The organism is Erwinia mallotivora (assembly GCF_000590885.1).
Classification (GTDB): domain Bacteria; phylum Pseudomonadota; class Gammaproteobacteria; order Enterobacterales; family Enterobacteriaceae; genus Erwinia; species Erwinia mallotivora.
In genome coordinates this window covers 64,902-76,370 of record NZ_JFHN01000074.1, presented here as the reverse complement: position 1 = coordinate 76,370, position 11,469 = coordinate 64,902, and the positions used below count along the sequence as shown (strand labels likewise).

9 protein-coding genes are annotated in these 11,469 nt (G+C 53.8%); 8 read left to right on the top strand and 1 reads right to left on the bottom strand.

The features are described from left to right. Nucleotides 1-46 precede the first annotated feature (46 nt). From BG55_RS19630 to BG55_RS19615, 4 genes are all read left to right on the top strand, one after another. On the top strand, nt 47-1,255 hold the full coding sequence (locus tag BG55_RS19630; protein WP_034941157.1) for a winged helix-turn-helix domain-containing protein: 1,209 nt from the start codon (nt 47-49) through the stop codon (nt 1,253-1,255). 83 nt (nt 1,256-1,338) lie between these two features. Further along, nucleotides 1,339-1,521, top strand: a complete 183-nt coding sequence (locus BG55_RS19625) for a Trm112 family protein (RefSeq protein WP_034941154.1) — start codon at nt 1,339-1,341, stop codon at nt 1,519-1,521. After that, nucleotides 1,518-2,264, top strand: a complete 747-nt coding sequence (gene kdsB / locus BG55_RS19620; protein ID WP_034941152.1) for a 3-deoxy-manno-octulosonate cytidylyltransferase — start codon at nt 1,518-1,520, stop codon at nt 2,262-2,264. The genes BG55_RS19625 and kdsB overlap by 4 nt, the downstream gene beginning before the upstream one ends. A gap of 92 nt (nt 2,265-2,356) precedes the next feature. Then, on the top strand, nt 2,357-3,250 hold the full coding sequence (locus tag BG55_RS19615) for a YcbJ family phosphotransferase (protein WP_034941150.1): 894 nt from the start codon (nt 2,357-2,359) through the stop codon (nt 3,248-3,250). Here the strand turns inward: BG55_RS19615 and elyC are convergent. After that, entirely contained in the window at nt 3,227-4,009 is a 783-nt protein-coding gene (gene elyC / locus BG55_RS19610; protein WP_034941148.1) for an envelope biogenesis factor ElyC, read from the bottom strand. The two genes, BG55_RS19615 and elyC, sit on opposite strands and share 24 nt — an antisense overlap. 127 nt (nt 4,010-4,136) lie before the next feature. Here elyC and cmoM point away from each other — a divergent pair, with 127 nt between their 5' ends. Genes cmoM through mukB form a run of 4 tightly spaced genes read left to right on the top strand, consistent with a single transcriptional unit; the run spans nt 4,137 to nt 11,394 of the window. After that, nucleotides 4,137-4,922 carry a tRNA uridine 5-oxyacetic acid(34) methyltransferase CmoM gene (gene cmoM, locus BG55_RS19605; protein WP_034941145.1) on the top strand — a complete coding sequence of 262 codons (786 nt, stop codon included), beginning with the start codon at nt 4,137-4,139 and terminating at the stop codon, nt 4,920-4,922. Then, nucleotides 4,919-6,241 (top strand): chromosome partition protein MukF, encoded by a 1,323-nt coding sequence (gene mukF, locus BG55_RS19600; RefSeq protein WP_034941142.1) that lies wholly within the window; start codon nt 4,919-4,921, stop codon nt 6,239-6,241. The genes cmoM and mukF overlap by 4 nt, the downstream gene beginning before the upstream one ends. Next, nucleotides 6,222-6,938: a chromosome partition protein MukE gene (mukE, locus tag BG55_RS19595; protein ID WP_034941140.1), complete on the top strand. Its 717-nt coding sequence runs from the start codon at nt 6,222-6,224 to the stop codon at nt 6,936-6,938. The genes mukF and mukE overlap by 20 nt, the downstream gene beginning before the upstream one ends. Further along, complete coding sequence (gene mukB / locus BG55_RS19590; RefSeq protein ID WP_034941138.1) at nt 6,931-11,394, top strand: chromosome partition protein MukB; 4,464 nt, start codon at nt 6,931-6,933, stop codon at nt 11,392-11,394. Before mukE ends, mukB begins: the two co-directional genes overlap by 8 nt. The last annotated feature ends 75 nt before the right edge of the window (nt 11,395-11,469 follow it).

Here is an 11,469-nt window from a genome sequence, read left to right as displayed (position 1 = left end):
AAATAAACCCGTTAAACTTAATGCATCTTTTTTCTGAAGGTGCACTATGCCTGTTGTTTCCCTCTCACTCCGTCATGCTCGTCATCTTCAGCTAGCAGCTCAGGGGCTACTGCGTCCTGCCCGGAAAAAAGCGCAGTTTGATGATCTCCTCAATGCTATTGACCGAATGTCTTTATTGCAGATTGATACCATCCATGTGGTCGCTCGTAGTCCTTATATTGTGCTGTTCAGCAGACTGGGTGATTACCCTCAGCGCTGGCTGGAAGACGCTCTGGCGGCAGGTCAGCTGTTTGAGTACTGGGCGCATGAAGCCTGTTTTATTCCCATCATGGACTATGCGCTGTTTCGCCACCGTATGCTGAATCCACAATATCCTGACTGGAAATATGACCACGAATGGATGGCAACCTGGCAGCATGAAATCAGCGAGTTACTGGGGTATATCGCAAAAAATGGACCGGTAAGATCGGCAGATTTTGCTGCGCCCGGTGGAAATAAGCCAGGCTGGTGGGCATGGAAACCGCACAAGCGGCATCTGGAAAATTTGTTCAGTGCAGGTGAGTTAATGGTAAGGGAGCGCAGGAATTTCCATCGCGTCTACGATCTGCGCCAGAACGTCATGCCGGACTGGGATGATGCGCGTGATGCCGTTAATGAAACGGAGGCCGTGCGGCAGATGCTGCGTAACAGTGCAAGGAGCCTCGGGGTTTTTCGTCCCGCCTGGCTGGCTGATTATTACCGGTTAAAGCAGGCACCTGTAAAGGAACTGCTGGCTGAGTGGGTGATATCAGGGGAGGTTGTTCCGGTTAATGTTGAAACGCTGGGGCAATGTTATCTGCATCAATCTCTGATATCGGAACTGGAGGTGATGCCCGTTGCTACTCACAGCACGCTACTTTCTCCCTTCGACCCACTGGTCTGGGATCGCAGACGTCTGCGGGAACTGTTTGCTTTTGATTACCGGCTGGAATGTTACACGCCGGAGCAGAGACGCCAGTACGGCTACTTTGTCCTGCCTGTGCTGCACAGGGGCGAGCTGAAAGGACGACTGGATGCAAAAATGTTACGTAAAGAAAAAACGCTGCTGGTTAAACAGTTCTGGCTGGAGAAAGGCGTGAAGATTACGCAGAGACTGCTGGATGACCTTCGTCTGGCTGTTTTGCGTTTTGCCCGCTGGCAGGGTGCTGAATCCGTGCGCCTGGAAAAGTTACCGCACGAAATGCTGGAAGCATGGAAAAAAAACTGGCCGCTGTAACACTTGATGGTGCAGAGTAACTCCCCACTGCCGAGCTATGTTATTCTGCTGGCCTGTCGGATCGGTTCCACAAGGGAGACACTATGGATCACCGCTTACTTGAAATCGTTGCCTGCCCGGTTTGTCACGGCAAACTGAACTACATTAAAGATCAGCAGGAGCTTATCTGTAAGTCAGACGCGCTGGCTTACCCGGTACGTGAAGGCATTCCCGTGCTGCTTGAAACTGAAGCCCGCTCACTCCGTATTGAAGAGATTCATCCATGAGTTTTGTTGCCATCATTCCTGCTCGTTTTGCATCCACGCGACTTCCTGGAAAACCCCTGGTTGATATTCATGGCAAGCCGATGGTAGTGCATGTGATGGAACGTGCGCGTGAATCGGGTGCTGAGCGGGTGATTGTTGCTACGGACAACCAGGACGTGGCGCGCGCGGTGGAAAATGCCGGAGGCGAAGTGTGTATGACCCGTGCCGATCATCAGTCCGGCACTGAACGCCTGGCTGAAGTGATTGGGCACTATCAGTTTGCTGATGATAGGGTAATCGTCAACGTACAGGGTGACGAACCGATGATCCCTCCGGTTATCATCAGGCAGGTCGCTGACAATCTGGCAAACAGCACCGCAGGTATGGCGACGCTGGCCGTGCCGATTTCTTCGGCAGAAGAGGCATTCAACCCTAATGCGGTGAAAGTCGTCCGGGATGCACAGGGCTATGCGCTTTATTTCTCCCGGGCAACCATCCCCTGGGACCGTGAGCGCTTCGCCGTCTCGCGCGATGCAATTGGCGATCATTTTCTGCGCCACATTGGCATCTATGCTTATCGTGCCGGTTTTATTCGCCGTTATGTCACCTGGCAGCCCAGCCCGCTGGAACAGACAGAGTTGCTGGAGCAGCTGCGTGTGCTGTGGTACGGCGAGAAAATACATGTGGACGTCGCCAAAACCATTCCTGGTGTTGGTGTCGATACGCCAGAAGACCTGATCAGGGTCCGTGCTGCCATGCTGTAGCCGTTTGGGGCCGGAAAGGCCCTGTTTTGCTCTGCACTTTTTGCTCCAGGAATAACAATGCAACCCGTAGTCGGGGTGGTCAGGAGTCGCAGATGAAACAACTTCGTTCAGAACTGTCGCTGGTATTGGGCGAGACGCTAAGCCGTCTTGAATGCATCAGTGAACAATCCCCCTGGAGTCTCTGGTCGCTTTACGATGGTCAGGGGCATCCACTGCCTCTGGTAGCAAAATACTTTAACATTAAAGGGATAGCGACCCAGGAAGCTTATAAATTGTCGATGCTGGCGCGTGGCAGCACGGTCCGTATCCCAACGGTGTTTGGCCTGGTCGTCAGCCAGCAGCAGCCTCAGCATGAAATATTGTTAATTCAGCGTATGCCAGGGGTGCCGGTAGAAGCGCCCACCCGCACGCCAGCACGCTGGCTACAGTTACAGCAACAGATTGTCGACGCTCTGCTGGCCTGGCACCGTACCGACAGTCACGGTCTGGCGGGGAACGTTGACAGCACCCAGGAAAACCGCTGGCCTGCCTGGTATGCTCAGCGGGTAGAAACGCTGTGGGCGACGCTGAGCTTTATGCGTCCGCAGGGGTTGACCATGGAAGAATGGCGGATGCTGTTTCGCAGTCGACAAAATCTGGCCTCGTTGTTTGAGGATTTCGACGATCGCTGCGTGCTGATCCACGGAAATCTTTCACTGAGTAATATGCTGAAAGACGCTGGCAGCGATGAGCTTCTGACATTTATCAACCCCGGAACCCTGCTTTGGGCACCGCGGGAATATGAACTCTTCCGTCTGGGGGAAGAAGGGCTGTCGGAAACGGTGTTATTCCACTATCTCCGGCAGGCACCGGTCAATGACGGTTTTATCGCCCGTCGCTGGTTTTACACGCTGTGGCATGAGATGGAGCAATTAATTCAAACCGGTCGCTTTAACCGGCCTCGTTTTGACCGCGCTGCCCATTCACTCCTGCCCTGGCTTAGCTGACCCTTGAGATGAGATTTTTTGCCAGCTACGGCCAAGCATTTCATACAACGCCCGCTCGCTGTGACTCAGCCACAAAGAAGAGGGAATGGCTTTTTCCCACACATTTAGTGGAGAAGCGACGGCCAACTGGTTAGCGGGTGCAGGAAGAGGATTCAGCCCCTGCTGGTGGAAAAAGACCATCGCTCTCGGCAGATGTGAGGCTGAGGTTACCAGCAGGAAAGGTTTTTCGCCCACCACCTTTGCCACTTCCTCTGCTTCCTGGCGGGTATCCCGGGGCCTGTCCAGCGTAATGATTGCGCCCGCAGGCACCCCCAGAGACTGTGCCACGCGTGAGGTGACTTCTGCTGAACTGAGCGGATTATTTTGTGCTTTCGCCCCGGTAAAGATCATCTTCGCACCAGGATTGTCGCGCCATAACCGGATGCCTTCTGTCAGGCGCGGCAGGCTGTTATTCAGCATATTCGAGCTGGGAGCCCAGTTTGCATCCCAGGTATAACCGCCGCCCAGCACTACCACATAATCCACTTTCTGCTGCTGATGCCAGGTGGCATAGCGGGTTTCTGTCGGCCTCAGCAGGCTGTCGGCAACCGGTTGCAGGCTGAGCAGCACCAGCAGCAGCCATGCGCAGCAGAGGATAATTTTGCCTGTTTTCTGCCAGCGACCAGACCAGAGCAATAAAAGGCCAGCTGCCATGATCAGCAGCAGCAGCGGCAGGGGTAACAGCAGGCTGCCGATCACTTTTTTAAGTGCAAAAAGCATGAAAACAGACTCCTTTTGTCCGAAAAAACACCACCCGAAAGCGAAGCAGTGACTGAAAGGTTCATTATCTGCCAGTGTATGCCAGAATAGGCCGCAGATTCATCCATCGCACAGCCGGAGCCTGACCATGCAGGATCGCAACTTTGATGATATCGCGGAGAAATTTTCGCAAAACATCTACGGTACCACCAAAGGCCGTATCCGCCAGGCTATCGTCTGGCAGGCGCTGGAAGAGATCCTCACCACCTTGCCTGACCGGCCTTTACAGGTGCTGGATGCCGGTGGCGGCGAAGGACAAAACAGTTGTCAGCTTGCGGCCAGAGGGCATCAGGTTCTGCTCTGCGATTTATCTGAAGAGATGTTGCAGCGTGCCCGGGTTCATGCCGCAGAGAAAGGTGTGAGCGATAACATGCAATTTAAACAAATTAGCGCTCAACAGGTTGGTCAACATTTGGATAAACCCGCCGATCTGGTATTGTTTCACGCTGTGCTTGAATGGGTGGCTGAACCTGAAGCGGTGCTGGCAGCCTTACATGACACGCTGGCTCCCGGAGGTGTCTTATCGTTGATGTTTTACAACATCAACGGGTTGATGATGCAGACGCTGGTATTGGGCAATTTTGGCTATATGCAGGCCGGTTTGCGTAAAAGAAAGCGAAAAACCTTATCGCCAGACTATCCGCGCGACCCGCAGCAGGTTTATCACTGGCTGGAAGAGGCGGGATTCCACCTTGAAAGCAAAACCGGTATTCGCGTTTTCCACGACTACATGCGCGACAGGCACAAGCAGACCGAACGTTTTGACGAAATTCTGGCGCTGGAAAAGCGCTTTTGCCGTCAGGAGCCATTCCTGAGCCTGGGCCGTTATATCCACGTTACAGCACGGAAACCATTATTACAGGAACAACCATGAGCGAATTTTCCCAGACGGTACCGGAACTGGTTGCCTGGGCGCGAAAAAATGATTTTTCCGTCACTTTGCCCACCGAACGTCTGGCGTTTTTACTGGCAATAGCCACCCTCAACGGGGAGCGCATGGATGGTGAAATGAGCGAAGGTGAACTGACCGACGCGTTTCGTCATGTCAGTGAAGGCTTTGAACAAACCAGTGAAACCATTGCCGTGCGGGCCAATAATGCTATCAACGATATGGTGCGGCAGCGGTTGCTCAACCGATTTACCAGTGAGCAGGCAGAAGGCAACGCCATCTATCGCCTGACGCCGCTGGCGATTGGTATCACTGACTACTACATCCGTCAGCGTGAATTTTCCACGCTGCGGCTCTCTATGCAGCTGTCCATAGTCGCGGGTGAACTCAAGCGTGCTGCCGATGCGGCAGATGAGGATGGCGATGAGTTTCACTGGCACCGTAACGTCTTTGCGCCGCTCAAATATTCCGTGGCTGAAATCTTCGACAGTATCGATATTTCCCAGCGCATCATGGATGAGCAGCAGCAGTCGGTGAAAGACGATATTGCTCAACTGCTGAACAAAGACTGGCGGGCGGCCATCTCCAGTTGTGAACTGTTGCTGAGTGAAACATCGGGCACGCTGCGCGAATTACAGGACACGCTGGAAGCGGCGGGAGATAAATTACAGGCTAATCTGCTGCGTATCCAGGATGCCACCCTGAGCAGCCCGGACCTCGGATTTATCGACAAACTGGTCTTTGACCTGCAAAACAAACTTGACCGTATTATCAGCTGGGGCCAGCAGGCGATTGATCTGTGGATTGGCTATGACCGCCACGTACATAAGTTTATCCGTACCGCCATTGATATGGATAAAAACCGCGTGTTTGCTCAGCGTCTGCGTCAGTCGGTACAAAGCTATTTCGATGCGCCCTGGGCGTTAACGTTTGCCAATGCTGACCGCCTGTTCGATGTGCGCGATGAAGAACTGACGTTGCGTAACGAAGAAGTGACCGGAGAGCTTCCCTCCGAGCTTGAATACGAAGAATTCAATGAAATTCGTGAACAGCTGGCAGCGATGATTGAAGAAGCGCTGGCATTTTATAAAGCGCAGCAGAAGCCACTCAATCTGGGGGTGGTGATGCGCGAATACCTGACGCAGTATCCCCGCGCCCGTCATTTTGATGTGGCAAGAATTGTGGTCGACCAGGCTGTACGTTTAGGTGTGGCTGAAGCTGATTTCTCCGGCCTGCCCGCAGAGTGGCAGACCATTAATGATTACGGAGCCAAGGTACAGGCGCATGTCATCGATAAATATTGAACAAGTGATGCCGGTTAAACTGGCCCAGGCGTTGGCAAATTCGCTTTTTCCTGCGCTGGACAGCCAGCTACGCGCTGGCCGTCATATTGGTATTGAAGAGCTGGATAATCACGCTTTTCTGATGGATTACCAGGAGTATCTGGAAGAGTTCTACGCGCGCTACAACGTTGAACTGATCCGTGCGCCAGAGGGATTCTTCTACCTGCGCCCCCGATCCACCACGCTGATCCCACGTTCAGTCCTCTCTGAACTGGATATGATGGTTGGAAAAATCCTCTGCTATCTCTATCTCAGTCCGGAAAGGCTGGCCAATGAGGGGATTTTCACTCAGCAGGAGCTCTATGACGAACTGTTGTCGCTGGCGGATGAAAGTAAGCTGCTGAAGCTGGTTAATCAGCGCTCTACCGGTTCGGATCTCGATCGCCAGAAATTGCAGGAGAAAATGCGCGCGTCATTAAATCGCCTGCGTCGTCTGGGGATGGTGTGGTTTATGGGTAATGACAGCAGCAAATTTCGCATTACGGAGTCGGTGTTCCGCTTTGGTGCGGATGTGCGCAGCGGTGATGATGCCCGCGAAGCCCAGTTGAGAATGATCAGAGATGGCGAAGCCATGCCGATAGACGGTGGTCTGGCCCTGAATGATGAAAGCGATGAGGACGGTGCAACGTCCGACAACGCGGAGAATGACAATGATTGAACGTGGTAAATTTCGCTCTCTGACGCTGATTAACTGGAACGGCTTCTTTGCCCGCACCTTTGACCTTGATGAGCTGGTCACCACGCTGTCAGGGGGGAATGGAGCCGGTAAGTCCACCACCATGGCGGCGTTTATCACGGCATTAATTCCCGACCTCACATTGCTGCATTTTCGTAACACAACGGAAGCCGGTGCCACATCGGGCTCGCGTGACAAGGGCCTGCACGGTAAATTGCGTCCCGGCGTCTGCTATGCGGCGCTGGATGTCATCAACTCTGTGCACCAGCGCGTTATCGTTGGCGTGCGTCTGCAACAGGTTGCGGGCCGCGATCGCAAAGTCGATATCAAACCCTTTAGTATTCATGGTCTGCCCACTTCGCTCAATCCGACAGAAGTGCTGACTGAAACCGTCAACGCCCGCCAGGCTCGCGTGCTGCCGCTCAGTGAACTGAAAGAAAAGTTTGAAGCGATGGAAAGCGTGCAGTTCAGACAGTTTAACTCGATCACCGATTACCATTCGCTGATGTTTGATCTGGGCATCGTGGCCCGTCGGCTGCGTTCTGCGGCTGACCGTAGCAAATATTACCGGCTGATCGAGGCCTCACTGTATGGTGGTATTTCCAGCGCCATTACCCGTTCGCTGCGTGATTATCTGCTGCCGGAAAATAGCGGCGTGCGCAAAGCCTTTCAGGATATGGAAGCCGCGCTGCGTGAAAACCGCATGACGCTGGAAGCTATTCGCGTCACCCAGTCCGACCGCGATCTGTTTAAACATTTAATTTCTGAAGCCACCAGCTACGTTGCCGCTGACTACATGCGCCATGCCAATGAGCGACGCATTCATCTTGATGGCGCGTTGCAACAGCGGGGCGAGCTGTTTGGCAGCCGACGTCAGCTGGCTACCGAGCAGTACCGACATGTGGAAATGGCGCGTGAGCTGGGTGAACATAACGGTGCCGAAAGCGATCTGGAAACGGATTATCAAAGCGCCAGTGACCACCTGAATCTGGTGCAGACAGCGATGCGGCAGCAGGAAAAAATCGAACGTTATGAAGGCGACATCGATGAGCTGACTTATCGACTGGAAGAGCAGAATGAGGTGGTGGCCGAAGCGCGGGAAGTGCAGGAGGAGAACGAGGCCCGTGCTGAAGCAGCCGAACTGGAAGTTGATGAATTAAAAAGCCAGCTGGCAGATTACCAGCAGGCGCTGGACGTGCAGCAAACCCGTGCTATCCAGTATCAGCAGGCGCTTGCTGCCTTACAGCGCGCGCAACAGGTATGTCAGATCCCCGATTTGAACGTGGATAATGCGGAAAGCTGGCAGGAAACTTTCCGCGCGAAAGAGCAGGAGGCAACGGACAAACTGCTGATGCTGGAGCAGAAAATGAGCGTGGCGGATGCCGCACACGGTCAGTTCGCTCAGGCTTTCGATCTGGTTACCCGCATAGCCGGGCCGGTCAGCCGTAGCGACGCCTGGCAGACAGGCCGTGACCTGCTGCGTGATGCCAGTAATCAACGCTACCATGCGGAGCAATTGCAATCGTTGCGGGCACGATTGTCCGAGCTGGAACAGCGTCTGCGTGAGCAACAGGACGCTGAACGTCTGCTGAATGAGTTCAGTAAACGTCATGGTCAGCAGTACCATCCTCAGGAACTGGAAGCGCTGCAACACGAACTGGAAGCGCAAATCGAACTGCTCTCTGAGAGTGTCTCTGAAGCCGGTGAGAAACGCATGAACCTGCGTCAGGAGCTGGATCAGGTTCGCGAGCAGATTGCCCGTCTGACCAGGCTGGCACCACAATGGCTGGCCGCGCAGGATATTCTTACCCAGCTCAGTGAGCAAACCGGGCAGTCGCTGGAAAGCAGCCAGCAGGTTACCGAATTTATGCAGCAACTGTTGGAGCGCGAGCGTGAAACTACCGTCGAGCGCGATGAAGTCTCCAGCCGTAAGCGGGACGTTGAAAAACAGATTGAACGCCTCAGCCAGCCCGGCGGGGCGGAAGATGGCCGACTGAATAATCTGGCTGAGCGTTTTGGCGGCGTGCTGCTGTCTGAAATCTATGATGATGTCACCATTGACGATGCGCCCTATTTCTCAGCCCTCTATGGCCCAGCCCGCTATGCTATTGTGGTGCCGGATTTGTCGTTGGTGCGTGACCTGCTGGACGGTCTGGAAGACTGTCCGGAAGATCTCTATCTGATTGAGGGCGATCCTCAGTCATTCGATGACAGTGTGTTTAGCGTTGAAGAACTGCAAAAAGCGGTGGTGGTAAAAGCAGGCGATCGCCAGTGGCGCTATTCCCGTTTTCCCAAAGTACCGCTGTTTGGTCGCGCCGCCCGTGAAAACCAGCTTGAACGGCTGCATGCTGAACGGGAAACCCTGGCAGAACGTTTTGCCACGCTGTCATTCGACGTACAGAAAACGCAGCGCCTTCATCAGTCGTTCAGCCGCTTTATTGGCAGCCATCTGGCTGTGGCTTTTGAGCCGGATCCGGAAGCACAAATTCGCATCCTTAACAGCCGTCGTGGAGAGCTGGAGCGGGCGCTCAGCGCGCACGAAAGTGAAAATCAGCAGCAGCGTCAGCAATTTGACCAGGCAAAAGAGGGTGTCGCACAACTTAACCGGCTGATGCCGCGCGTCAGTCTGTTGCTGGATGAAACGTTACAGGATCGCTACGAAGAGATCCTGGAGCGGTTGGATGAAGCGCAGGAAGCCGCACGTTTTCTGCAACAGCATGGTCAGCATCTGGCGAAGCTGGAACCGATAGTCGCGGTTTTGCAGAACGATCCGGAGCAGCACGACCAGTTGAAACAGGATTATCAGCAGGCACAGCTTATTCAGCGTGATGCACGTCAGCAGGCTTTTGCCGTCACCGAAGTGGTGCAGCGTCGTGCGCATTTCAGTTACGTCGATTCAGCCGGCATGCTGGATGGCAACAGCGATCTGAATGAGAAACTGCGCCACCGTCTTGAGCAGGTGGAGTCTGAGCGCGCCCGGGCGCGGGAACAGCTGCGAACTCATCAGGCACAGCTAACGCAGTATTCACAGGTGCTGGCATCGCTGAAAAGCTCTTTCGATGCGAAGCAGGACATGCTGAAAGAGTTACAGCAGGAGATGCAGGACATTGGCGTACAGGCCGATGCCAGTGCGGAAGAACGCGCCCGTCTGCGTCGCGACGAGCTGTACAGCGCATTGAGTAACAACCGCGCCCGCCGTAATCAGCTGGAGAAACAGCTGACCTTCTGTGAAGCTGAAATGGATGCGTTGCAGAAAAAACTGAAACGTGTGGAGCGGGATTATCATCAGAACCGTGAGCAGGTAGTCAGTGCTAAAGCGGGCTGGGTCGCTGTATTACGGATGGTGAAAGATAATGGCGTCGAGCGGCGATTGCATCGTCGTGAACTCGCCTATCTGGGGGGCGACGAACTGCGTTCGATGTCGGATAAAGCGCTTGGCGCATTGCGTCTGGCGGTGGCGGATAACGAGCATCTGCGTGATGTGCTGCGCCTGTCAGAAGATCCAAAGCGCCCGGAACGCAAGATCCAGTTCTTTATTGCGGTTTATCAGCACCTGCGTGAGCGTATCCGCCAGGATATTATTCGCACTGACGATCCGGTCGAAGCCATTGAGCAGATGGAAATTGAACTGGGGCGTCTCACCGAGGAGCTGACCGCCCGCGAACAGATGCTCGCTATCAGTTCACGCAGCGTTTCAAATATTATTCGCAAAACTATCCAGCGTGAGCAGAATCGTATCCGGCAGTTGAATCAGGGTCTGCAAAGCGTCAGCTTTGGTCAGGTGCACAGTGTGCGTCTCAATGTTAACGTGCGCGAATCTCATGCCATGCTGCTGGATGTCTTATCTGAACAGCATGAGCAGCATCAGGATCTGTTCAACAGTAACCGGCTGACCTTCTCGGAAGCGCTGGCGAAACTCTATCAGCGCCTTAATCCGCAGATCGATATGGGCCAGCGGATGCCGCAAACCATCGGTGAGGAACTGCTGGATTATCGCAACTATCTCGATATGGAAGTAGAGGTCAACCGTGGTTCTGATGGCTGGCTGCGGGCGGAGAGCGGCGCGCTGTCGACCGGTGAAGCGATAGGTACCGGAATGTCGATTCTGGTGATGGTGGTGCAAAGCTGGGAAGAAGAGTCACGCCGTCTGCGGGGCAAGGATATTTCTCCCTGTCGTTTGTTGTTTCTTGATGAAGCTGCCCGTCTGGATGCGAAATCTATCGCCACGTTGTTTGAGCTTTGCGACAGGCTGGAGATGCAGCTGATTATTGCTGCGCCAGAAAATATCAGTCCGGAAAAAGGTACTACCTATAAGCTGGTACGTAAGGTCATTAATAATACCGAGCATGTGCATGTTGTTGGCCTGCGTGGTTTTGCGGCTGAACCTTCAACCATCAGTTCTGATGACATAGCAGACGGCCAGAGTGTTGCGGGTTGAATGTTATGATTGAAATAATACGCTGGCAGATATAGTAAAAAAGATGTCAGCGCATTAATCTTAGCAACGGCATTT